This is a genomic window from Ruegeria sp. D1(2025), from assembly GCF_056536425.1.
Map to the genome: position 1 here is coordinate 357,603 of NZ_JBQFPO010000001.1, position 21,696 is coordinate 379,298.

The 21,696-nt window shown below is 58.7% G+C and carries 24 protein-coding genes; 10 read left to right on the forward strand and 14 right to left on the reverse strand.

Annotated elements, in window-relative coordinates; all coding sequences use genetic code 11:
* The first annotated feature begins 76 nt into the window (after nt 1-76).
* Together ACR1XU_RS01875 and ACR1XU_RS01880 are read left to right on the forward strand one after the other, a co-directional pair.
* Nucleotides 77-1,003, forward strand: coding sequence for a TRAP transporter small permease subunit (locus ACR1XU_RS01875; RefSeq protein WP_170610432.1), 927 nt, complete (start codon nt 77-79; stop codon nt 1,001-1,003).
* 17 nt (nt 1,004-1,020) lie between these two features.
* Nucleotides 1,021-3,375 (forward strand): TRAP transporter large permease subunit, encoded by a 2,355-nt coding sequence (locus ACR1XU_RS01880; RefSeq protein WP_480907377.1) that lies wholly within the window; start codon nt 1,021-1,023, stop codon nt 3,373-3,375.
* 131 nt (nt 3,376-3,506) lie between these two features.
* Here the strand turns inward: ACR1XU_RS01880 and ACR1XU_RS01885 are convergent, their stop codons facing one another.
* From ACR1XU_RS01885 to ACR1XU_RS01900, 4 genes are all read right to left on the reverse strand, one after another.
* The gene (locus tag ACR1XU_RS01885; protein WP_480907375.1) at nt 3,507-3,896 is read right to left on the reverse strand and encodes a VOC family protein; all 390 of its coding nucleotides are present in this window, start codon (nt 3,894-3,896) and stop codon (nt 3,507-3,509) included.
* Nucleotides 3,897-3,905: 9 nt separating this feature from the next.
* Nucleotides 3,906-4,730: an arginyltransferase gene (locus tag ACR1XU_RS01890; protein ID WP_170610441.1), complete on the reverse strand. Its 825-nt coding sequence runs from the start codon at nt 4,728-4,730 to the stop codon at nt 3,906-3,908.
* A 77-nt stretch (nt 4,731-4,807) separates the two neighbouring features.
* Nucleotides 4,808-5,239 (reverse strand): RDD family protein, encoded by a 432-nt coding sequence (locus ACR1XU_RS01895; RefSeq protein ID WP_170610445.1) that lies wholly within the window; start codon nt 5,237-5,239, stop codon nt 4,808-4,810.
* A 66-nt stretch (nt 5,240-5,305) separates the two neighbouring features.
* On the reverse strand, nt 5,306-5,728 hold the full coding sequence (locus ACR1XU_RS01900) for a DUF2852 domain-containing protein (RefSeq protein ID WP_480907374.1): 423 nt from the start codon (nt 5,726-5,728) through the stop codon (nt 5,306-5,308).
* A gap of 78 nt (nt 5,729-5,806) precedes the next feature.
* Here ACR1XU_RS01900 and ACR1XU_RS01905 point away from each other — a divergent pair, with 78 nt between their 5' ends.
* The 5 genes from ACR1XU_RS01905 to ACR1XU_RS01925 are packed head-to-tail and all read left to right on the forward strand — an operon-like array spanning nt 5,807 to nt 11,172.
* The gene (locus ACR1XU_RS01905; RefSeq protein WP_480440397.1) at nt 5,807-6,271 is read left to right on the forward strand and encodes a DUF4440 domain-containing protein; all 465 of its coding nucleotides are present in this window, start codon (nt 5,807-5,809) and stop codon (nt 6,269-6,271) included.
* Between the two features lie 49 nt (nt 6,272-6,320).
* On the forward strand, nt 6,321-9,116 hold the full coding sequence (locus ACR1XU_RS01910) for a [protein-PII] uridylyltransferase family protein (RefSeq protein ID WP_480907454.1): 2,796 nt from the start codon (nt 6,321-6,323) through the stop codon (nt 9,114-9,116).
* Entirely contained in the window at nt 9,100-9,372 is a 273-nt protein-coding gene (locus tag ACR1XU_RS01915; protein WP_480907370.1) for a hypothetical protein, read from the forward strand. Before ACR1XU_RS01910 ends, ACR1XU_RS01915 begins: the two co-directional genes overlap by 17 nt.
* Before the next feature lie 43 nt (nt 9,373-9,415).
* A complete protein-coding gene (locus ACR1XU_RS01920; protein WP_480907368.1) occupies nt 9,416-10,624 on the forward strand; it encodes an RSP_2647 family RNA methyltransferase in 1,209 nt (402 codons plus the stop codon).
* On the forward strand, nt 10,621-11,172 hold the full coding sequence (locus ACR1XU_RS01925; RefSeq protein WP_480907367.1) for an RSP_2648 family PIN domain-containing protein: 552 nt from the start codon (nt 10,621-10,623) through the stop codon (nt 11,170-11,172). The genes ACR1XU_RS01920 and ACR1XU_RS01925 overlap by 4 nt, the downstream gene beginning before the upstream one ends.
* A 45-nt stretch (nt 11,173-11,217) precedes the next feature.
* Here the strand turns inward: ACR1XU_RS01925 and ACR1XU_RS01930 are convergent, their stop codons facing one another.
* The 7 genes from ACR1XU_RS01930 to ACR1XU_RS01960 form a co-directional block, all read right to left on the reverse strand.
* Nucleotides 11,218-11,907, reverse strand: coding sequence for a M48 family metallopeptidase (locus ACR1XU_RS01930; RefSeq protein ID WP_480907365.1), 690 nt, complete (start codon nt 11,905-11,907; stop codon nt 11,218-11,220).
* Between the two features lie 81 nt (nt 11,908-11,988).
* Nucleotides 11,989-12,285: an antibiotic biosynthesis monooxygenase gene (locus ACR1XU_RS01935; RefSeq protein ID WP_170805532.1), complete on the reverse strand. Its 297-nt coding sequence runs from the start codon at nt 12,283-12,285 to the stop codon at nt 11,989-11,991.
* Nucleotides 12,286-12,359: 74 nt separating this feature from the next.
* Nucleotides 12,360-13,544, reverse strand: a complete 1,185-nt coding sequence (locus ACR1XU_RS01940) for a vWA domain-containing protein (RefSeq protein ID WP_480907363.1) — start codon at nt 13,542-13,544, stop codon at nt 12,360-12,362.
* A gap of 4 nt (nt 13,545-13,548) precedes the next feature.
* On the reverse strand, nt 13,549-13,719 hold the full coding sequence (locus ACR1XU_RS01945) for a hypothetical protein (RefSeq protein WP_170610462.1): 171 nt from the start codon (nt 13,717-13,719) through the stop codon (nt 13,549-13,551).
* Nucleotides 13,720-13,726: 7 nt separating this feature from the next.
* Nucleotides 13,727-15,094 carry a DUF2927 domain-containing protein gene (locus tag ACR1XU_RS01950; protein WP_480907361.1) on the reverse strand — a complete coding sequence of 456 codons (1,368 nt, stop codon included), beginning with the start codon at nt 15,092-15,094 and terminating at the stop codon, nt 13,727-13,729.
* Nucleotides 15,091-15,540, reverse strand: coding sequence for an N-acetyltransferase family protein (locus ACR1XU_RS01955; protein ID WP_480907360.1), 450 nt, complete (start codon nt 15,538-15,540; stop codon nt 15,091-15,093). Before ACR1XU_RS01955 ends, ACR1XU_RS01950 begins: the two co-directional genes overlap by 4 nt.
* A gap of 129 nt (nt 15,541-15,669) precedes the next feature.
* On the reverse strand, nt 15,670-16,515 hold the full coding sequence (locus tag ACR1XU_RS01960) for an AAA family ATPase (protein WP_170610468.1): 846 nt from the start codon (nt 16,513-16,515) through the stop codon (nt 15,670-15,672).
* A gap of 382 nt (nt 16,516-16,897) precedes the next feature.
* Between ACR1XU_RS01960 and dksA the strand changes: the two genes are divergently transcribed.
* Complete coding sequence (gene dksA, locus ACR1XU_RS01965; RefSeq protein ID WP_170610471.1) at nt 16,898-17,320, forward strand: RNA polymerase-binding protein DksA; 423 nt, start codon at nt 16,898-16,900, stop codon at nt 17,318-17,320.
* A 72-nt stretch (nt 17,321-17,392) separates the two neighbouring features.
* A complete protein-coding gene (locus ACR1XU_RS01970; protein WP_480905268.1) occupies nt 17,393-18,541 on the forward strand; it encodes an FAD-dependent monooxygenase in 1,149 nt (382 codons plus the stop codon).
* A 4-nt stretch (nt 18,542-18,545) separates the two neighbouring features.
* On the opposite strand, the gene xth is transcribed toward ACR1XU_RS01970, so the two are convergent.
* Together xth and ACR1XU_RS01980 are read right to left on the reverse strand one after the other, a co-directional pair.
* A complete protein-coding gene (gene xth / locus ACR1XU_RS01975) occupies nt 18,546-19,325 on the reverse strand; it encodes an exodeoxyribonuclease III (RefSeq protein WP_480905270.1) in 780 nt (259 codons plus the stop codon).
* A gap of 200 nt (nt 19,326-19,525) precedes the next feature.
* Entirely contained in the window at nt 19,526-19,849 is a 324-nt protein-coding gene (locus tag ACR1XU_RS01980) for a HesB/IscA family protein (protein ID WP_170677503.1), read from the reverse strand.
* A 76-nt stretch (nt 19,850-19,925) separates the two neighbouring features.
* Here ACR1XU_RS01980 and ACR1XU_RS01985 point away from each other — a divergent pair, with 76 nt between their 5' ends.
* Entirely contained in the window at nt 19,926-21,083 is a 1,158-nt protein-coding gene (locus ACR1XU_RS01985; protein WP_480905273.1) for a deoxyguanosinetriphosphate triphosphohydrolase, read from the forward strand.
* Here ACR1XU_RS01985 and ACR1XU_RS01990 read toward each other — a convergent pair whose 3' ends face one another.
* The gene (locus ACR1XU_RS01990; protein WP_480713481.1) at nt 21,084-21,635 is read right to left on the reverse strand and encodes a putative pterin-binding protein; all 552 of its coding nucleotides are present in this window, start codon (nt 21,633-21,635) and stop codon (nt 21,084-21,086) included.
* Nucleotides 21,636-21,696: the final 61 nt, after the last annotated feature.

Below are 21,696 nucleotides of genomic sequence, written 5' to 3' on the forward strand. Positions count from 1 at the left end.
CCTTTCCTGTTGCACATGCACGGTGATTTCAAACCGGCTATAATAACAAGTGCAACTGACGCGACCTGGGGACAACATGCAGGACGAAAACGGTATCTCGTTCTTCGGCGCCCTGTGGAATGGACTGGTGTGGTTCATTCAGAACATTGCCGAAGCCTTCTATAATTTCGGATACGCCATCACGCATCCGCAGCTCTGGCTGAACTGGTCGGACAAAGAGGCGATCATGCGCTTTGTCTACTACGGCGGGTCGGTCGAGTTCTTCTTTGTGGTTTTCACCATCTTTCTGGTTCTGACGGCCGTTGGGCTGTATTTCAGGAACTTTATGTGGGGGATGGTGCGCGGTCTCGAAGGGTTCGCCAACACCACTGGCCGGTTCTTTGCCTGGGCCGGTCTGCTGATGGTCATCCAGCAAATCGTCATTGTTTTCATGCAGCGCGTGTTCGCGCGTCCGGACATGGCATTTGGTTTCGGTATTCCGATCCAGATGGACATCAGTTGGTATGCTGAAGAGCTTAAACTTTATAACGCCATGGTCGTGTGCCTGTGCTGCACCTACACATTTGTGCAGGGCGGTCACGTGCGCGTCGACCTGATCTATGCCGGGATCAGTTACAGGGCCAAGCGTGTGGTCGATATGCTGGGGTCGGTCCTGTTCATGATGCCGATGGCGGTGCTGACCTGGATGTACGGCTGGTACTTTATGTGGCGGCACCTGATCGTGCCGAAACCATCGGCCAGCGACACGCTGGACAGGCTGGTCATGAAATCCCGCGCGATGCGCTGGAACGTCGAAACCATCGGTTTCAGCCCCAATGGTTTCAACGGCTACTTCCTGTTCAAAATTCTGCTGATTGCCTTTGCTGCAATGGTGTTTCTGCACGCGATTGCATTCCTGTACCGATCTTACCTGGAATTTGTGGAAGGGCCGGAAAGCGAAGGAAAATACCTCGACAAGGACAGCCTTGGTGAGGGTGAAGAAGCCTACGAAGGCGCACATTAAGGACGGAGACCAAGACAATGCTATTCGGACTTGATGGCGTCGAGATAGGCCTAATTATCGTATTCTTCTGCCTTTTCGGAGGCATTCTGAGCGGCTTTCCGGTGGCCTTCGCCATCGGTGGGGCCGGGGTGATCTCGTTCGGGATCATCGCGGCTCTGGACAGCGCCGGGTTGCTGATCCATCAGGCAATCGACACCGGTTCACAAGCCTATCGGGACGTCGTGAACTCGGGTGTCAAACCTGATGTGATCTCGGTGTTTCGATATCCGGACTTGCCCAAGATTGCGGAACCGGTCTTTACCGCAGGCTGGGAAACAGCGCTGGACCGGAACGTATCCTTCATCGTGAACCGCATGAATGAGCGTGTTCTGGCGGGGCAGTCGATTGAAACCCTTCTGGCCGTTTTGATGTTCGTGCTGATGGGCATCACCCTGGAACGCTCGAAGATCGCGAACGACCTGCTGACCACCATGGCCCGTGTCTTTGGTCCGCTGCCCGGTGGTCTGGCCGTTTCGATCGTGGTCGTGGGTGCGTTTCTGGCTGCCTCGACCGGTATCGTGGGCGCGACCGTTGTGACCATGGGTCTGCTGGCGTTGCCCACAATGCTGCGCAACAACTACTCGCCGGAACTGGCGACCGGTGTGATCGCCGCCTCGGGCACGCTGGGGCAGATCATTCCGCCCTCCATCGTGATCGTTCTGCTGGGCACGCTGGCGGGTGATCTGTATTCCACCGCACAGGAAACCCGGGCGGTTGAGGCTGGATGTACCGACGCGCTGACCTATCTGGGTGAGCCTGCTGTAGTTTCGGTGGGTACGCTGTTTCAGGCGGCATTGCTGCCGGGGATAATGCTCGCGTTGCTCTACGCGCTTTATGCCTTTGGCTACGCTCTGCTCAACCCGGAAAAGGCGCCCGCGGTCGAGATGTCCGGCGGTGGCGGTGAACCAATCACGCGCGCCGAGGGTCTGACATGGCTGTTGGGTGCTCCGGTGGCATTGATCGCCGGTGCCTTTCTGCTGAGCAGTGTTGGCGTTATCGGAAGCCAGAATATCACTGTCTCCGGGTTTTCGGATATCGGGCAGGGTGCTTCACTGCGGACCAGCGTGTCGGCCGAATGCCAGGCGTCGATGATCGAGTTGCATGGTCAGGAAGCATGGGATCAGGCCGTCGCCGAGCAAGAGGCGATTGACGCTGCCGGTGGTATATCCGAGGCGCAGCGGCTGAGCGAGGAAGAACTGGCCGCCGCGCAGGAAGCCAAGATCGCTGCCGCAGCGCCAATCGGAACCGGCGTTGCGATTGTCGTGGTACTGTTGGGCCTGACGCTGGTGCTGGGCCGCGGCATCGCGCCATCCCGTCCCGTGCAGCCCTTGATCGTAGGTGGGATTGGCTTGTTGCTGATGCTGCTGGTCGATGTGCTGCTGGTTGCGCCGACGACCACGTCAGGGGCCACGTTCGTGCTGTTGGCGTTGCCATTTGCGCTGGCCATCTATGGCTGCAAGGAGGCCGCCGCGCGCTGTGCGACCAATGATCTGATCCGCGTGGTGTTCCCGCCGCTGGTTCTGATCATCGCCGTTCTCGGCTCGATCCTTGGTGGTGTGACCAACCCGACACCGGCAGCCGCGCTGGGGGCTGGTGGTGCGATCATGCTGGCTGCATACCGCAAGCTGAAGGATCAGGAACAGTCGGGCAATATCATCATCTGGTCGACCTTTGCCGTGATCATCTGCTTGCTGCTTGGGGTGAATTTCGACCTTAGGATCAATCAGGGCGGTGTCACCGCTGAGACCTGGGTCGCCTTCTTCCTGGCCTACGGCACCTATCTTTTCGCCTTGTTCGGGTTGCTGTTCGGATGCTGGGTGTTGTTCTCCAGCGGCGTTCTGACACCTGTGGTGCGGGAAACCGCAAAAGTGACCTCGATGGTGTTCACGATCCTGATCGGCTCGCAATTGCTGAACCTGGTAGTGATCTCGTTCGGGGGCGAGCACTATATCCAGCAATTCCTCAAGAGTTTCGACAACGAGTTCACGGTCTTCCTGATCGTGATGCTGGTGCTGTTCATTCTTGGGTTCGTGCTGGATTTCCTGGAAATCATCTACATCGTGATCCCGATCGTGGGCCCGGTGATCTATGGCGGGTCGTTCGATCCGAAATGGGTGACGATCATGGTGGCGGTGAACCTGCAGACCTCGTTCCTGACACCGCCATTTGGGTTTGCGCTGTTCTACCTGAGGGGCGTTGCGCCTAAAGAGGTGACAACAGGTCATATCTATCGTGGGATCGTACCGTTTGTCCTGATTCAGGTCGTGGGCATCGGAATCCTGTGGTTCTTCCCATCGATTGTAACCATTGTGCCGGATCTGATCCCGAATTGATCAAAGACTGACAAAATGAAAAGGGGGCTTTCGGGCCCCCTTTGCTTTGAACTTGGTAGGAAGGGGCCAGCCCCTTCCTGGCCTTTGGCCAGTTCATCCCCGGGATATTTTCAGCCAGATGAAGATACGGATCAGGTGAACTGGATCAGGTCCCAGCGATTGCCGAACGGATCGCACCAGACGGCGACGGTGCCATAGGGTTCGTGGCGCGGGTCCTCTTCGAAATGGACACCGTTTCCACGCATTGCGGCGTGGTCCCGTCGGAAATTGTCGGTTTCCAAGAAGAAGCCGACACGGCCGCCTGTTTGATTGCCGATGGCGGCCTTTTGGTCGGGACCGTCAGCCTGTGCGAGCAAAAGCGATGCGCCTCCGGAACCCGGTGGCGCAACACGAACCCATCGCTTGCCTTCGCCAAGCGCAATATCCTGCAACAGCGCAAAATTCAGTGTTTCGGTATAGAAAGCAATCGCCTCGTCATAATCCGGAACCACCAGCGTGACGGCGTGCAGGTTTTGGCGCATGGATGCTGTTCAGCCTTTGGTCGGGTGGCGGTCAGGCAGCTGGATATTGGCGACTTGTTCCGCAATCGGAGCTGTAGACAATGGATGATGCTGCGCGTCAGGCAGGCCATCAGGATCCCGGATAGGTTTCCATTCGTTTTGAATATACGCTTCCAGACCCGAGAACCGGGCCTTGTATCCCATTTTGGGACTGCCCGGAACCCAGTAGCCCAGGTACACGTAAGGCAGGCCGGCCTCGCGCGCGATATCGATATGATCGAGGATCATGTAGGTGCCAAGCGAGTTGGACGGTTGGGCGGGATCGTAAAAGGAATAGACCATGCTGAGCCCGTCATCGAGCACATCTGTCAGGCTGACAGCGATCAGATCGCCGGTTTTGGGGTCAGCATATTCAACCACGCGACTGCGGATCGGCGTTTCCTCGATCATGGCGGCGAACTCGAAAACGTCCATGTCCGCCATACCGCCATCGGCGTGGCGGGTATCGAGATAGCGGCGAAACAGCTCGTACTGTTCGTCCGTCGCCCAGGGGGAATTGGCGCGGCGCTCCAGACCCTCATTGCGTTTTGCGGCGCGTCTCTGGCTTTTGTTGGGTTGAAAGGCCGACACGTCGATCCGGGCGGACAGGCAGGCGGCGCAGTCCGTGCAGGATGGGCGGTAGAGTACATTCTGAGAGCGGCGAAAACCCTGTTGGGACAACGAGTTATTCAACTGATCCGCGCCATCACCCTGAAGGGCGGTGAACAATTTACGCTCCATCCTGCCCTCAAGATAAGGACAGGGCTGTGGTGCCGTCACATAGAATTGTGGCGCTATTGGCAGCGTGTGTCGCATGAAAGTCCCGTGTTTCCCGCAACGCGATGATAGCAACGGTTCCGCGAGCCGCCAAGTGATTCAAGGCGTCGGTTCTTTTATGCCCGCTGGTTGATCATGACGGTTCCAAGGAACGCGTCGGTCAGCCCCTGGCAGCGGGAACTGGTCAGCATCATGATGACAGAGATGATCTGGATCACGAAGAATGCCATGCTGACAAAATAGCCGGCGGTATGGGCCAGTGCTTTGCCGGTATCCATCCGTGCACCGAAGGCATCGCGCAATTCAATGTTCATGAAGCGCATTCCCAGCGTCGCGGATCCGTTAGAGATGGTGACAACCCGGTACACAAAGCTGATGACCCCGTAGATCAGGGGCAGGAAGAAAACGCCCATTCCAAATGTCAGGAAGACCGGGACGATGCAAAGAAGCGAGATGAAGGCGATGTCGAAAAGCCATGCGACAAAGCGTTTGGTCGCCACGGACTGATAGAATTCAGGCTGGCGGTCGGGATCGGGCAGGTGGGTCATCAAAGGAATTCCGGGAGGTTATGCAGGTGTACCCTGTCCCGAATGACGGGACAGGGCAAGGCTGGATCAGGCGCGCTCGCCGTTTTCCGGCTCATCATGGTTTTCGCGGGCGCGTTCATCCATGAACTGGTCGAATTCGGCCTTGTCCTTGGCTTCGCGCAGGCGATGCAGAAATGCTTCGAAATCTGCCTGTTCACGCTCCAGTCGGGCCAGCGTGTCGGCCTTGTAGGCGTCAAATGCGCTGTTGCCCGAAGGTTTCATGGCGCTCATGTGGCTGTGCCAGGTTTTGCGGCGGCTGCAGGATTTGCTGAACATACGTTTGCTCCAGATCATGTAGGCCAGAAGGGCCAGGCCAATCGGCCAGAAAATGATGAAACCAAGCACCATGACGGCGATCCAGGCGCCTTTGCCTTTGTCGTCAAGCCAGGCCTCGGAACGGTGCAGCCATCCCGGGTGTTGGGGAGTGGCGTGGTCGGACAATGCGGTCATTTCAGGTCTCCGGGGTTGATGTAAATCGTCTTCACATCACCAAGATGGGAGCGGTAAAACCGGGTTGCAAGGGGTAATGTGAAAAAGATTTACATTTTGGCAATTTCCTCAACTGCGGTTGACGCAGGGGCGTCACGCGCGCAGGTTCCGGCTATGGATGACCGCGAATACAAATCCGCCCCGACATTGGAAGAAATCCTTTCGCTTGAACGCCAGGTCTGGACGGCGCTGGTCGAGGGGGACGCGACGGCTGACCGGGCCTTGCTGAGCCCGGATTTCTTAGGCGTATACCCAACGGGCTTTGCGAACCGTGACGCTCATGTCGGGCAGTTCGCGGATGCGCCGACGATGGCCAGTTTTGAACTCGGCGATGCGAGGCTCCGGGTTTTGACGGAGGACATCGTATTGCTGAGTTATCGCGCTGACTACACGCGCCCGAATTCGAAGATGAAAGAGGCGATGTTGATTTCATCTCTTTGGGAAAGGCGGCACGGCGTTTGGGTGAACAGTTTCAGTCAGGACACGCCTTTGACCGGAGAGTGACCGGATTGTCTCATTGACGTTGCTCAACGGTGATGCGCAACCTGCGCGCATGACAGATGCACTTGCCATTATTCGCGCACCGCTTGCCTATGATCCCGTTTTGGGGGCCGAGACGCGGGCGTTGGTGCCCGATCTGACCAGCGAACAAGGTGATCTGATCGCCGGAACAGCCGGTTCCAGCCCCTATCTGAAAAGCCTTGTTGAACGAGAGGCCGAATGGCTGTCGGGCGCATTGCGCCACCCTGATCAGGCGCTGGCAGATGTGATGGATACCGCCCGTGCTTTGCCGCCGGATCAGTTGAAACCGGGGCTGCGGCAGGCCAAGCGGCGCGTGGCCTTGCTGACTGCGCTTGCTGATCTGTCCGGGGCCTGGCCTCTGGAAAAAGTGACCGCAGCGCTGACCGATTTTGGTGCGCTGGCAGCGGATGTCGCCGCCAAGGCGGAAATCGCGGCTCTGATCAGACGCGGTAAACTGCCGGGAATGACCGAGGAAGATGTTGTAAACGCTGCGGGAATGGTCATCCTGGCTATGGGCAAGATGGGTGCGCACGAACTGAATTACAGTTCGGACATCGATCTGATCGTCTTGTTCGACGAGACACGTTTCGAACCGGATGATTTCTATGACGCGCGGCAAAGCATGGTGCGCGCGACCCGCAATTTCTGCGCCACGCTGAGCGAGAAAACCGCTGATGGCTATGTCTTCCGCACCGATCTGCGCCTGCGTCCCGACCCGGCCGTAACACCGGTCTGCATGGCGATGGAAGCGGCGGAACGGTACTATGAAAGCCTGGGTCGCACATGGGAACGCGCCGCCTATATCAAGGCGCGCCCCTGCGCGGGCGATATTGCCGCCGGAGACAGGTTTCTTGACGCGCTGCGCCCCTTTGTCTGGCGCCGCCATCTGGACTTTGCAGCGATTCAGGACGCCCACGACATGCGGCTGCGCATTCGTGAAAACAAAGGGACCGGCGGCACGCTGACCATCCCCGGCCATGACATGAAACTGGGGCAGGGTGGCATTCGGGAAATCGAGTTCTTTACCCAGACACGCCAGTTGATTGCGGGTGGCCGTGACCCGGATCTTCGGTTGCGCGCAACGGTTCCGGGGTTGGCGGCGCTGGCGAACAAGGGGTGGGTGCCGCAGGACGTTTCAGAAAAGCTCAGCGATCACTACCGCGCCCATCGCGAGGTTGAGCACCGCATCCAGATGGTTCACGACGCCCAGACCCACAAGCTTCCGAAATCCGAAGACGGAATTGAACGCGTCGCCTGCCTGATGGGGATCAGCAGCGCCGCGTTGCAATCGGACCTGACCCGCAGGCTGACCGAAGTACATGAACTGACCGAAGGATTTTTCGCCCCGGGGCATGGCCCACGGCCGACCTCGGTAGAAAGCGTAGAATTTGACAAGAACGTTTTGGCCCGCTGGCCGACTTACCCCGCTTTGCGCTCGCAGCGCGGCGCACGGATATTCGAACGCCTGAAGCCCGAATTGCTCTCGCGCCTGGCCAAGACAGCCCAGCCCGACGAGGCGTTGCAGGCACTTGACGGGTTTCTGGCCGGATTGCCCGCCGGGGTGCAGCTGTTTTCCCTGTTCGAAGCCAACCCGCAACTGATCGACCTGCTGATCGATATTGTTGGCACTTCACACGCGCTGGCCACGCATCTGTCGCGCAACGCATCGGTTTTTGATGCCGTCATAGGCGGCAGTTTCTTTGCCGATTGGCCCGGGCAGGCCGCGCTTGAGGCTGAGTTGACGCAGGCGTTGTCTGGTGAGGACGATTATGAATCCCGGCTGGATCTGGCACGGCGCTGGTGCAAGGAATGGCATTTCCGCATCGGTGTACACCACCTGCGCGGATTGATTGACGGTGTAGAGGCCGGGCGGCAATACGCCGAACTGGCTCATGCCGTGATCGCCGCAATCCTGCCCTGCGTGGCCGAGCAGTTTGCCCGCAAACATGGCCCGGCGCCGGGGCGCGGGGCCGTGGTGTTGGGCATGGGATCGCTGGGGGCGGGGCAGATCAACTCGCAATCCGATCTGGACATGATTGTCATCTATGATCCGCTGGATCAGGATATGTCGGACGGGCCGCGTCCGTTGGGCACGCGTCCGTATTTTGCCCGACTTACACAAGCCCTGATCACCGCCTTGTCTGCACCGATGTCGCAAGGACGGCTTTACGAGGTCGACATGCGCCTGCGCCCCTCCGGCAATCAGGGTCCGGTGGCTACAAGCTGGGCCAGTTTTACCAATTACCAGAAAAATGAGGCCTGGGTGTGGGAACATCTGGCGCTGACCCGTGCCCGCGTCGTGGGCGGTGACCCGGACCTTGGCGATGCGATCGAAACCTTCCGCGCAGATTTCATGGCGCAGCCGCGCGACCGGGACAAGATCTTGCGGGAGGTCGCCGAAATGCGGGAACGGCTTGCCGCCGCAAAATCGCCTGCTGGTATCTGGGATGCCAAGAACGGCCCGGGGCGGATGATGGATATCGAACTGATGGCCGAAACCGGAGCGTTGCTGGCCGGCATTCCCCAACGCGACGTGCATTCCGGGCTGGATGGCGCGGTCGCTGCCGGGTTGCTGGATGTCGCGCAGGCACAATCCCTGAAGGACTGTTACGACCTATGCTGGTCGGTACAATGCGCTGCGCGACTGCTGTCGGGCAAAGTGATCGAGGCAGATCAGATCGGCGAAGGCGGCACCGCCTTCCTTTGCCGGGCCACCGGATTTGACCAGGTCAGCCAGTTGCAGAACGCGCTGCAGGAAAGCTACGATACGGCCGCCCGGCTGATCGGGATGGTGATGCAAGGGGAAGACGATGGGCCGAAACTCTGATCCAAACGATCACAAGGGTCTGATACTCGAAGCCTATCGCATAGACGGCATCACTTTGCCCGAATGCCGCAGTATCTTTCTGGACTGGGCGCTCAGCTTGCCTGCGGATCGTGATCAGACGCAGGCCCTGACCGAGTTGCACGCGGCTTATGCAACTGAAAATGCTAAACATCCTATGACGCAGGTGCTGAGTGAGGGGCTGCAAACCGCTCAGGCTCCAAAACGGCGCGGCGGCTGGCGCGGGCGCGACAGGTAAACAAGGGGTTTCGCAGGCCCGCGTTCGCCACTAAGAGGGCGTTATGACCCAGCCTGCTGAAACAGATCGCCCTTCCATCCGTCTGAAACCCAAAGCCAACGCGCGCGGTCTGCGCCATGGTTTTCCTTGGGTTTATGCCAACGACATCGTCACCGACCGCCGCACGCGCAAGATCGCAGCAGGCGCGCTTGCCGTTCTGGAAGACGACAAACGGGCGCCGATCGCACTAGTGGCGGTCAACCCGGATTCAAAAATCATGTGCCGCGTTCTCGATCGCGATCTGAGCGCGCAGCTTGATGCAGCGTGGTTTGAAACCCGCCTGACACGGGCGCTGGAGATGCGCGAGCGTTTGTTCGACGCACCCTATTATCGCCTCGTGCATGCCGAGGCCGACGGATTCCCAGGCGTCATCATCGATCGTTTTGGTGACGCCTGCGTGATCCAGCCTAACGCCGCTTGGGCCGAAGCCCATCTGGACAGGCTGACGGATGCGCTGGTCAAGGTGACCGGGGTTTCCACGGTGCTCAAGAATGCCTCAGGCCGGACGCGCGGGCTGGAAGGGCTGGATGATGTGAACATGACCCTGCGCGGTCCGGCCCCGGATTCTCCGTTGCCCGTTCCGATGAATGGCGCGACCTACATGGCCGATCTGACGGGCGGCCAGAAAACCGGTCTGTTCTACGATCAACGCCCAAATCACGCCTTTGCCGCCAGACTGGTGCATCCGGGTGCTCAGGTACTGGACGTGTTCAGCCATGTGGGCGGCTTCGGTCTGGCGATGTTGGCGGGCGGCGCTGCTGGTGCGCTATCCGTGGATGGATCTGCAGCAGCGCTGGATCTGGCGACCAAGGGGGCCGCGGCCTCCGGCTTTTTGGACCGCTTCAGCACCCGGCAGGGTGATGCGTTCGATGTTTTGACCCAGCTGGGCGAAGAAGGGGCCCGCTTTGACGTTGTGGTCTGCGACCCCCCGGCATTTGCACCTTCGAAACAAGCGCTTGATGCAGGTTTGCGGGCTTATGAACGTATTGCGCGTCTGGCCGCCCCGCTGGTCAAACCCGGCGGGTATCTGGGCTTGTGCTCCTGTTCCCACGCGGCGGATCTGGGCCGCTTCAGGGACGCATCCGCCCGCGGGATCGGGCGGGCCGGGCGGCAGGCACAACTGATCCACACAGGTTTCGCCGGTTCCGACCACCCGCAGCTGCCGCAACTGGCCGAAAGCGGCTACCTCAAAGCGGTTTTCTTCCGGTTGTGAAGGCGGTTCTGGACACCTGCGTCATCTACCCCACGGTGATGCGAGAGATGCTGCTGGGCGCGGCCCGTCTGGGCCATTTCACACCTGTCTGGTCGGATCGTATCCTTGAGGAATGGGCCCGTGCCGCGCGCAAGCTGGGTCCCGACGGTGAAATGCAGGCCCGCGCCGAAATCGCTCTGACACAGACGCAATGGCCGGGCGCAGCAAAGTCAGCGGCCCCAGGCATCGAAAACCGACTGTGGCTGCCTGATGCTGCGGACATCCACGTGCTGGCAACTGCAGTCGCCAGTTCCGCTGATGTGATTGTCACGGTAAACGCCAAGGATTTTCCCAGAAACCTTCTGGCCGAAGAGGGCCTTGAACGGATCGACCCCGATACCTTTCTGCATGGTTTCTGGACTACCGACCCCAACGGAATGGCCCAAAACGCCGCGCGCGTTCTGGCCGAAGCCAACCGTCTGTCCGGCGATCAATGGACCATGCGCGCGCTCATGAAAAAAGCCCGCCTGCCGCGTCTGGGCAAAGCGCTGCATACGACTTCTGTTTGAGAATCGCTCGGAGAGCGAAAGGGGCGGCGCCCCCAAGTTCCGACCCTAACCGTTTGATCCCCAACGCTGTTCAAGGACTTCCAGCGCCGCAATCCGCTCATCCGTCTTCGGGTGACTCATCAACCAGGCCGGAACGACACCGGCGCGCTGCTGGGTCAGGCCTTCCAGCTTGTGAAACAGTGATTTCTGCGGGCCAATTCCGATCCCTGCCTTGGTCAGAAGCGCAGCGGCATACTCATCCGCTTCATACTCATCGCCACGCGACAGTCGCGATGCCAGCAGATGCGTCAGCATATTGGCAATCCATGCACCGATGAAGGGAATGAACCGGTTCAGCAGCAGCATCAGCGCTGCGCGCAAAGCGTTCTGCCCGGAAAAGTCGATCATCCGCCGCCTTGCATGTCCAAGCGCAACATGGCCCAGCTCATGAGCGATGACGCTGGCCATTTCTTCGGCGGAAACCTCTCCGTTTGCGAATTTCCGGTAAAAGCCGCGTGTGATGAAGATGCGGCCATCCGGCGAGGCCAGCCCGTTAACCGGATCAATCTCGTAAATATAGACCGGCACCCGATCCACATTCAAAGCGGCAGCCAGCCGGTCGGTCATCCGCTTCAGGGCCGGGTCTGCCAGCTCGGTCGATTTGGCATCCAGTTCCCGATGCGTGCGCCAGACCGAGATGCGATACATCACGACGGCATAGGCTATGGCCAGCAGGATCGGGGTCAGACGAAGCATAGTTCAGATATGGGCGTGCAGGCCGGTCAGGGCAACCTGAATTCTCGGATTGAACGCTTGTTTTGATCTGGGCATTTGAACTCAGGTTTCGACCAGATTGTAGTGCTTTATCAATCTGCTTTCGACCAGTTCAGCCTCGGCGGGGTCGATGTGCGGGCTGGCGTAATCTTCCCCGACAAAGGCTTTCAGGGCGTCCAAACTCTCCCAGACCATGACAAAACTGAATTCTCTGGGTGTCTCTTTCCGCGGCGCACCGGGAAGCACATTTACGATTCCCCTGGTGCTTTTCATAAGCGGAATAGCGGTTTCATGAAAAAACCTGCCAAACTCTTCCTCTTTGCCAGGGCGTGTTACAACCTGAAAGATGCGAATGATCATTTTCGTGTACCTCTCCGACATGGTGAGAATGGTACATCATAACATGGTGCGCCTTGCGCCCGGTTCCCCTGACGTTACCGCGTCAGTTCGCGCATCCCTTGCTCCAGTCCAGCCAGTGTCATCGGCACCATGCGATCCTCGAAAATCTCGCGGATCATTCCGATCGAGTGAGTGTATTCCCAGTATTTCTCGGGGACCGGATTAATCCACAGGTTCGATGTCCACTGCTCGCGCGCGCGTTGCAGCCAGACCTGACCGGCCTCTTTGTTCCAATGCTCGTTCGCGCCACCGGGATAGGCGATCTCGTAAGGGCTCATCGAAGCGTCGCCGACAAAGATACACTTGTAGTCCGGACCATAGGTGCGCAGCACTTCGAGGGTCGGTGTCTGTTGATCCCAACGACGGCGATTGTCGCGCCAGACGCCTTCATAGAGGCAGTTGTGGAAATAGTAGTATTCAAGATGTTTGAACTCGGTCCGGGCGGCCGAGAACAGCTCCTCGACCACCTTGATATGCGGGTCCATCGAACCGCCCACGTCCAGAAACAGCAGCACTTTTACGGCGTTGTGACGTTCAGGCCGGGTTTTGACATCCAGATAGCCGTGTTCTGCCGTGGCCCGGATGGTTCCGTCCAGATCCAGTTCTTCGGCAGCCCCTTCACGGGCCCAGCGACGCAGGCGTTTCAGTGCCACTTTGATGTTGCGGGTGCCAAGTTCAACTGTGTCGTCTAAGTTTCTGAATTCACGCTTATCCCAGACCTTGACCGCGCGCTGATGGCGGCTTTCCTTTTGACCGATCCGGACGCCTTCGGGGTTGTAGCCATAGGCGCCGAACGGCGAGGTTCCGGCGGTGCCGATCCACTTGTTGCCACCCTGGTGGCGGCCTTGCTGCTCTTTCAGACGCTCGCGCAGCGTCTCCATCAGCTTGTCAAATCCGCCCAGAGCCTCGATTTCGGCCTTTTCCTCGTCACTAAGGTGCTTTTCAGCCATCTTGGCAAGCCAGTCGGCGGGGATATCGACCGCCTCCAGCACCTGATCGAAACTGATCTCGTTCAGTCCTTCGAAGCTGGCGGCAAAGGCCCGGTCGAATTTGTCGATGTTACGTTCGTCCTTCACCATCGACACACGAGCGAGGTAATAGAAGGCCTCAACATCATAGGTGGCCAGCCCTTTTTCCATCCCTTCCAGAAACGTCAGATACTCGCGCAGAGACACCGGAATGCCTGCTTTGCGAAGGTTTTCGAAGAAGGGCAGAAACATCGGATCAGGCTACCAGACGAACCAGGATCAGGGACATCACCAAACCTGCCAGTGCGAACGCGATGCCGTATCCGGCGGCGTATTGTGCAATGTCCGCCCCGGACCCATTGCGTTTTCGCGCGGTCAGCGCCCCCAGAATTGCGCCCAGAACCGCCATGCCCAGAACCACTACCATTCGCCCGTCATCCGTTGTTTTCAGTGTTGGCGTTCGTCGCGGCGACTTCGTGAGTCACGGAACGCATTACCAGATCCGAGCCGAAGCCGTATCTTGCCCACCCAAGACTGTCCAGCCTGACGGCGCGTGCCTGTTCCGGGCGACCGGCCTGATTGAGAGCCTCGGATTTCAACAGCAGCAGCGTGGCCAGGATCGAGGCGTTTTCGGCCCTTGTCATGACATCAATCGCGTTGTCCAGTTGAGGCAGAACCTCCGGTCCTCTGCCTTGCGCCAGCGAATAGGCTGCAGTCTGTGTCGTGACATGCGCCCTATGAACTTCGGTGCCGGGGGTCTGCATCAGATATTGCATGGCAATGTCGTACTGACGTTTCGCTTCCAGCGGGTCATCGAACTGGGCCATTCGGCCCAACAGATAGTGTGGGTAAGCGCGGCGATGATCTGTCCAGCCGCGCGCTTTTCCGATCCGCGCTGCGTTCTCGGCTGCCCGGACCTGTCTGGACGAGCCCTGACCCGGCCCAAGCGCCTTCTGTATCGCAACAATCCACTCGCGCGGCGTTTCCGAAACGGGTTGCTTCGGCAATCTGTCACCGCGTGGGTTCAGGCGGCTCAGAACTCCGGGCAGGGCGGCCGCGACCTGTTCAGGGGTCATGCCGTTGCGCAGTTCGGGCGCGTAGGCGGTGCGCAGGATCAGCATGTCAAAGCCGGTCAGGACGGTGTGGATATTGTCGTCGTTGAAAACCGAATCCGGCAGGTGGTACAGGTCATTCAGCGGCCCCAGCGCTTGCGCCAGTTCCTCGTGAAGGCAGTCGCGCATTTCCTGTGGGCTAACGTCGTATGGGATGAAAATCCCCAGACGTTCGCGCTTGCGCAATTCGGTCCAGTTGCTTTTGCGTTTACGCCGGTCGCGGCGGTATTCTTCAAAACTGGATGCGTTTGGCACCACAAAACAGGCGGCATTGGGCAAGATGCTGTGGATTTGTTTCTGACCGACCGCCTCGATGGTAATGTTGGCCTGACGGTCCGTGATCTGACGGATGTCGATCCCGGCTTCACGTTGCAGGCGGGTCAGCAACCTGGTCAGATCGCGTTGCATGCTGGCGGTCGGAGTGCCGGTCAACCGGACAGTGACCGGACCTTCAAAGCGCGTGAACACCGGCAGAACCGCGCCGGATTCCAGTGCGAAATGCAGCGACATAAAATCAGCAGCGATGTTTCCGTTCGAGCGCGCGGGCGGCATCGGATAAGATCTTGTGAACATCTTTGCCGGGGGCAGCACGGTTTCCACCGCTTGCACCCGGGTCGGGGGCTCCGTCGTTTTGACAGACGCACAGCCTGCCAATACGGCCGCCAGACAAAGAGCACCCCATCGCATCATGGGCGCTGATACCTGATAAACGGAGTTTGCGTTCCAATGCGGTCGTAAAGTTTTCGGGCAGTATGATTGAAATCCTGGGTCAACCAGTAGACTGACGGCGCACCTTGGCGATCCGCCTCGTCATAGACCGCCTGGATTAGTGCCCGCCCGACACCCGTGCCGCGCGCTTCGGGGCATGTGAACAGATCCTGCAGATAGCAAACCTTTTCAACCTTCCAGGCGTGGCGGTGAAACAGGAAATGAGTCAGCCCGATCAGTTGCCCGTCCAGTTCGGCAACGAAACAGGAAAAATCACTTGGGTCATCTCCCAGAAGACGGGAAAAGGTCGTGTCATAGACGTCGTCCGGAACCGATGTTTCGTAGAACGCCAGGTAGTCGCGCCACATGTCGGACCACTGATCCCGGTCCTCGTTACGCAAGGGGCGAACTGTTGGGGCGTCGGGCATCTGTTGCAGATCCTGTCAATTCATGTCGGTCTCGGGGCGCGATGCGCCGGGGCTGGCCGGAGTTATGCTGACATCCGGTCGGACCCATGGCAACCCGCGATCACCCGATGTTCAGCCATATCGGCGGAATTACCGCTTGCTGCGCGCCATGAAAGCAAGGCGTTCGAACAAATGCACGTCCTGTTCGTTCTTAAGCAGTGCGCCATGCAGCTTGGGCAGAGCGTTGACACCATCACGCTTCAGGTCTTCGGCTGTCAGATCCTCGGCCAGAAGCAGCTTGAGCCAGTCCAGCACCTCCGAGGTCGAAGGTTTTTTCTTCAACCCCTGAGTTTCGCGGATTTCGTAGAACTGGGTCAGGGCCGTGGTCAGCAGCGCGTCCTTGATGCCTGGGTGGTGCACGTCGACGATCCGGCGCATCGTGGCCTCATCCGGAAAGCGGATGTAGTGGAAGAAGCAGCGGCGCAGGAATGCGTCGGGCAGTTCTTTTTCGTTGTTCGAGGTAATGATTACGATCGGCCGGTTTTTGGCGCGGATGGTCTCTCCGGTCTCGTAGACATGGAACTCCATCTTGTCGAGCTCCTGCAGCAGGTCGTTTGGAAACTCGATATCGGCCTTGTCGATCTCATCGATCAGCAGAACGACCTTTTCGTCCGTCTCGAATGCCTGCCACAGCTTGCCCTTGCGGATGTAGTTCGACACGTCGTGCACGCGCTCTTCGCCCAGCTGGCTGTCGCGCAGGCGGCTGACAGCATCGTATTCATACAGACCCTGTTGCGCGCGCGTGGTCGACTTTATGTTCCATTCGATCATTCTCAGACCCAGAGCACCGGCCACCTGCTTGGCCAGTTCGGTCTTGCCAGTACCGGGTTCACCTTTGACCAGCAACGGGCGTTCAAGGGTCACAGCGGCATTGACGGCGATATTGAGGTCGTCTGTGGCAACATATTCGGCTGTACCTTGGAAACGTGTGGTCATTGGGCCCCCGTGTCGTATCGTGCCCGTCATGGGCGGAATTTGCGCCCCTTGGGGTACAGAGGGCGGGCGGGTTTGACAACCCGCGCCGCTGCGTCCGTGCAGGCAAAATTGCAGCCCGGGAAGGCCTGGGAATTGATTCGCCCTCATCCTAAAGTTGCGCTGTTAACAAACTGCCCGGAAAAGGCCCGGAAAACTCCACAGAAAAACAAGGTTTTCCCTTGCAAAGTATCATTATTAGATACTGACATGATGGCGGCGCAGCAGTCCGGGTTTTGTGTAGTGACATTCCCTGCGCCGTCGGATAAATGCTGCGCAGAGGGGGTGCCAAATGTCAGGTGAAACGACCGCGACCGACGTTTCTGGCCGTACCGAGGGAGCACAAATGAAACAGGAAGTTTTTCTGCCGGAAGATTATCGACCGGCCGAAGATGAACCGTTCATGAACGACCGCCAGCTTGAATATTTTCGACGCAAGCTGACCGATTGGAAGAATGAACTTTTAGCAGGCAGCCGCGATACCATCGAAGGGTTGCAGGGCAACACGCGTAACATCCCTGATGTCGCCGACCGCGCAAGCGAGGAAACCGACCGCGCGCTGGAACTGCGTACCCGTGATCGTCAGCGCAAGCTGGTGGCTAAGATCGACTCGGCACTGCGCCGGATTGACGAAGGCGAGTACGGGTATTGCGAGATGACGGGCGATCCGATCTCGCTTAAGCGACTGGATGCGCGTCCGATTGCGACCATGACGCTTGAGGCGCAAGAGCGTCACGAGCGCCGCGAAAAAGTCCACCGCGACGATTAACCGCCGGAATATTGCAATTCAAAAACGCCGGGGCCATTGGCTCCGGCGTTTTTTGTGCGGTAAGTCTGATTCATGAATACTCAGGGTTTGAAAATCGCGGTTGTGGGTGCGGGAATCGGCGGCCTTGCCGCCGCCTCCGCGTTGCGTCAGACCGGGGCTGATGTGGTGGTCCTTGAACAGGCCAGTGACATGAGCGAGGTCGGGGCCGGGTTGCAGATCAGTGCCAACGGCATGGTGGTGCTGAAAGCATTGGGTGCGGTGAGTGGCGCCATCGAATCTGGCCAGCGGTCCTATGGAACGGTTTTGCGTGATTACAAAACCGGCCGCTTCATCAGCCGAATACGGGAACCTTCGGCAGGTCCCACTTATTACTATCACCGGGCGGACCTGATTGAATTGCTGCTGAACTCCGCCCAGGCGGCTGGCGTGGAAATCCGTTTGAACAGCCAAGTTCAGGACATCCGGGAAGACGACGACAATGTCGAGATCCGGATGGCAAACGGTGATCTGCTGACGGTCGATTGTCTGATCGCGGCAGATGGCGGCCGCAGCGCCATTCGTCCCTATCTGAACGGAGAAGAGATACCAGGTTTTTCCCATCAGATTGCCTGGCGCGCGACAATCCCCTGGAGTGTCGAGCTGAGCGCACCCAAGGCGCATTTGACGATGGGGCCGGGGCAGCATGTCGTGACTTATCCCCTGCGGGATCAGAGCCTTATGAACATTGTCGCGATCGAGGAACGATCAGACTGGCAACAGGAAGACTGGCGCCTTGCGGGTGATCCGGAGGAATTGCGCCAACGGTTCTCGGATTTTGGCGGAAAAGTGCGTGAGATTCTGGGCGAAGTGCAAGAGACTTTTGTCTGGGCGCTTCACCTTCGGCCGGTTGCACGGAAATGGCAGAATGGACGCATTGCCTTGCTGGGGGATGCCGCCCATCCGACGCTTCCGTTCATGGCGCAGGGCGCCTGTCTCGCACTGGAAGATGCACTGATACTGGCGCGTTCGTTTCAGGCCGACAGTCTGGCGGATGCGCTTGGCAATTATGAAACCGCGCGCGCTGCGCGCGCCAGACAGGTAGTCGAAACGGCAACGGCCAATGCGCGCAACTTTCATCTGCGCGGGCCGATGCGCGTAGCAGCACAGATGGCACTGACCGCGATGGGGCCGCGACTGGGGCGGCGGTATGAGTGGATTTACAGCTACGACGCCACGGCGTGACGACTTACAGATCGAAATCGACCCAGACCGGAACGTGGTCGGATGGTTTTTCCTGTCCGCGAACCTCGGCATCGATCCGGCAATCCCGCATCAGGTCGGCCGCCTGAGGGGTCAGCAGAAAATGGTCAATGCGAATACCGTCATTCTTGTTCCAGGCCCCGGCCTGATAGTCCCAGAATGAATAGTGGCCCGGCCCCTGCGTGCGTGCCCGAAAGGCCTCGGTAAACCCAAGGTTCAGGATTTTACGAAACGCTGCACGGCTTTCCGGGCGAAACAAGGCGTCCTCGCGCCAGGCGTCCGGGCGTTTGGCATCTTCGGCCTGAGGGATGATGTTGTAGTCACCGGCCATAAAGGCGGGCTCTTCACTGGCCAGCAGATCTTTGGCCCGCTCATAAAGCCGGTCCATCCACGCCAGTTTGTAGTCGTATTTCGGTCCCGGAACGGGATTGCCGTTCGGCAGATACAAACCGCAAATGCGCAGAGCCTTTTTGCCGACGACAGTCGCCTCGATCCAGCGTGCCTGTTCATCCGCATCATCGCCCGGCAATCCGCGGGTCACGTCCTCAAGCGGCAACTTGGACAGGATGGCCACGCCGTTGAAACTTTTCTGGCCGTGGGTCTCGACGTTGTATCCCCGATCTTCGAACATTTCCCGTGGGAAATTCTCGTCTACCGATTTGATTTCCTGAAGAAGCACCACATCCGGTTGCGCATCGTCCAGCCAGCGGGGCAGCGCCTCGGCCCGCGCCTTGATGCCATTGATGTTGAATGTGGCGATTTTCATGCGCGGTCCTCCGTGGCTTTGGGCAACCTATCGCCCAGAAAAGGCCCTGCGGCAAGATCATGGGCGGATTTGCGAGGCTCGGCCTCGCCGTTCGAGGTTCTTAAGACAGAAGCAGAGCAGGGACCATGCTTCTTTTGTCTGTAAACGCCTTGGGGGAGTCGGGTCTTTCCCGGGGTGGGGTAGAGCCCCCATTTGAGTCGCTACATTGAGAAAGATGTGCCGCAGCCACAGGAGGACGTGGCATTGGGATTATCAATCACAAACCGCGCCCCGATCAGTTCCTGCGAGAAATCGATCACCGCATTTTCAAGAAACGGCAACGAGACCGAGTCCACAATGACCTTCTGGCCTTTTCCTTCCAGAACAAGGTCATCCTCTTTCGGGATATCCAGCGCGATTTCGTATTGAAAACCGGAACATCCGCCGCCTTCCACTGCAACGCGCAGGGCCTGACCCTGATCTGCTGCGCCGATTTCGGCGAGGCGATCAAAAGCGCGTTCTGTAACTGTCGGAGGCAGATTCATGCCGGGCTCCAAAGGTTTATTTCCGCATTACCTTACAATATAGAAATTGCAAGGACAGGCGACAAGGACAAGACTATTGGAGCGAGCGTGTTTTGCCTCGGATCCGGGCCGCGCAAGGGGGCGGCTTGTTCCCGAGGAGGAAAGCAGTTTCCGGTCATGCTTTCAGCGCGACCGGGACAGGATCATTCATGCCAGCGCGTTTCGACGCCTCAAGCACAAGACGCAGGTGTTTGTCGAGCATGAGGGTGACAGCTATCGCACGCGCCTGACCCATTCCATCGAAGTCGCTCAGGTCGCGCGCACGATTGCTGGCGCGTTGCGGCTGAACCCCGAACTGACCGAGGCCGTCGCGCTGGCCCATGATCTGGGGCATACACCTTTCGGGCACACCGGCGAGGACGCATTGCACGCTTTGATGAAACCCTATGGCGGCTTTGATCATAACGCCCAAGCCATTCGGATCGTCACGAGGCTGGAGCGTCATTATGCCGAGTTTGATGGTTGCAACCTGACCTGGGAATGTCTGGAAGGCATCGCAAAGCACAACGGCCCGGTTGTCGGTGACCTGCCGTGGGCACTGGCGGAATGCAATCAGGGTTTCGACCTTGAACTGCACACCCATGCAAGTGCCGAGGCGCAGGTGGCTGCCCTGTCGGATGACATTGCCTATAACAACCACGACCTGCTGGATGGCTTGCGCGCAGGTTTGTTTTCGGACGATGAAATCCTGCAACTTCCTATCGTCGGCGATTGCTACTCGGAAGTGGATCAAAAATACCCGGGTCTGGACGCGTACCGCCGTCGGCATGAAGCGCTGCGACGGGTCTTTGGTGTTATGGTCGCTGATGTCATCGACACATCAACCAAACTGATTGCAGCTTCCGGCGCGCAATCGGTCGAGGATATCCGCAACCTTGGCTATCCGGTTGTGCGGTTCTCGGACGACTTGTGGGCACGGCTCCGGGAAATCCGGGGCTTCTTGTTCTCGCGCATGTATCGCGCGCCCAGCGTCATGAAAGTACGGGGCGAGGTCGGTCAAGTTGTTGAAGACCTGTTCCCCATCTACCTGAGCGATCCGAAACAGATGCCCGCGCGCTGGCACGAGGACATCGAAGCTGCCCAAAGTGAAACCGCGTTGGCGCGCATAGTCTCGGACTATATCGCCGGTATGACGGACCGGTTCGCCTTGCAGGATCACGCAAGGCTGACCGGTGTTTCTGCTACGAAGGACTGACTACTCGACCCCGATATAGGCCAGCGCCCAGACCTGTTGCCCGGATTGTGTCTGGGCTAGGTCGGCGTCATCGGTGGGCGGGAATACGATCATAGTGGGGCCATATCCGCCGATCCCCATTGGTGCGCCATCTGCGTGGGTTGCAACAATGGGCTTGTGGGCGGCGATGCTGTCCCACGCAATTTCGGCTTGATAGCCGTCCATGGCCATGGGCCTTGCTGTTTTGCCTTCCGCACCCGCCATCTTCATCACGTCCGACAGAAGCGGCCCTGAAAAGGCAATCTCTCGCTTGTTTCCTTCGCGGCCATAGGTGATTGAAATCTCGGTCTGTTCCAGCGCATCCAGCATTGCGGCATCAAAGCCTGCGCCGCCATCGTGCTGGACCTCGAGGTATCCCAGCAATCCGCCGTCATTTTCGCTGCGCGCGGGCAGGTTTGTCTGGGATACCGCACCGCCCAGGGTCAGCAACACGTGGCCTTGGGGCGAAGGCATATCCGCCCAAACCGGCAGGGATGTTGTCAGCAGCAGGGCAAGGGGCAGGGCAAGACGCATAATTGGTACTCCTGTTGGTGGTTTTTGCCGACATTAGCCCGGTTCACGTCTAAACCAAGCC

Bases quoted from the DNA above. Each gene is read 5' to 3' on its own strand.
- ACR1XU_RS01875 (WP_170610432.1), top strand. From the start codon at position 77: ATGCAGGACGAAAACGGTATCTCGTTCTTCGGCGCCCTGTGGAATGGA.
- ACR1XU_RS01880 (WP_480907377.1), top strand. From the start codon at position 1,021: ATGCTATTCGGACTTGATGGCGTCGAGATAGGCCTAATTATCGTATTC.
- ACR1XU_RS01885 (WP_480907375.1), bottom strand. From the start codon at position 3,896: ATGCGCCAAAACCTGCACGCCGTCACGCTGGTGGTTCCGGATTATGAC.
- ACR1XU_RS01890 (WP_170610441.1), bottom strand. From the start codon at position 4,730: ATGCGACACACGCTGCCAATAGCGCCACAATTCTATGTGACGGCACCA.
- ACR1XU_RS01895 (WP_170610445.1), bottom strand. From the start codon at position 5,239: ATGACCCACCTGCCCGATCCCGACCGCCAGCCTGAATTCTATCAGTCC.
- ACR1XU_RS01900 (WP_480907374.1), bottom strand. From the start codon at position 5,728: ATGACCGCATTGTCCGACCACGCCACTCCCCAACACCCGGGATGGCTG.
- ACR1XU_RS01910 (WP_480907454.1), top strand. From the start codon at position 6,321: ATGACAGATGCACTTGCCATTATTCGCGCACCGCTTGCCTATGATCCC.
- ACR1XU_RS01915 (WP_480907370.1), top strand. From the start codon at position 9,100: ATGGGCCGAAACTCTGATCCAAACGATCACAAGGGTCTGATACTCGAA.
- ACR1XU_RS01920 (WP_480907368.1), top strand. From the start codon at position 9,416: ATGACCCAGCCTGCTGAAACAGATCGCCCTTCCATCCGTCTGAAACCC.
- ACR1XU_RS01930 (WP_480907365.1), bottom strand. From the start codon at position 11,907: ATGCTTCGTCTGACCCCGATCCTGCTGGCCATAGCCTATGCCGTCGTG.
- ACR1XU_RS01935 (WP_170805532.1), bottom strand. From the start codon at position 12,285: ATGATCATTCGCATCTTTCAGGTTGTAACACGCCCTGGCAAAGAGGAA.
- ACR1XU_RS01940 (WP_480907363.1), bottom strand. From the start codon at position 13,544: ATGTTTCTGCCCTTCTTCGAAAACCTTCGCAAAGCAGGCATTCCGGTG.
- ACR1XU_RS01945 (WP_170610462.1), bottom strand. From the start codon at position 13,719: ATGGTAGTGGTTCTGGGCATGGCGGTTCTGGGCGCAATTCTGGGGGCG.
- ACR1XU_RS01950 (WP_480907361.1), bottom strand. From the start codon at position 15,094: ATGATGCGATGGGGTGCTCTTTGTCTGGCGGCCGTATTGGCAGGCTGT.
- ACR1XU_RS01955 (WP_480907360.1), bottom strand. From the start codon at position 15,540: ATGCCCGACGCCCCAACAGTTCGCCCCTTGCGTAACGAGGACCGGGAT.
- ACR1XU_RS01960 (WP_170610468.1), bottom strand. From the start codon at position 16,515: ATGACCACACGTTTCCAAGGTACAGCCGAATATGTTGCCACAGACGAC.
- dksA (WP_170610471.1), top strand. From the start codon at position 16,898: ATGAAACAGGAAGTTTTTCTGCCGGAAGATTATCGACCGGCCGAAGAT.
- ACR1XU_RS01970 (WP_480905268.1), top strand. From the start codon at position 17,393: ATGAATACTCAGGGTTTGAAAATCGCGGTTGTGGGTGCGGGAATCGGC.
- xth (WP_480905270.1), bottom strand. From the start codon at position 19,325: ATGAAAATCGCCACATTCAACATCAATGGCATCAAGGCGCGGGCCGAG.
- ACR1XU_RS01980 (WP_170677503.1), bottom strand. From the start codon at position 19,849: ATGAATCTGCCTCCGACAGTTACAGAACGCGCTTTTGATCGCCTCGCC.
- ACR1XU_RS01990 (WP_480713481.1), bottom strand. From the start codon at position 21,635: ATGCGTCTTGCCCTGCCCCTTGCCCTGCTGCTGACAACATCCCTGCCG.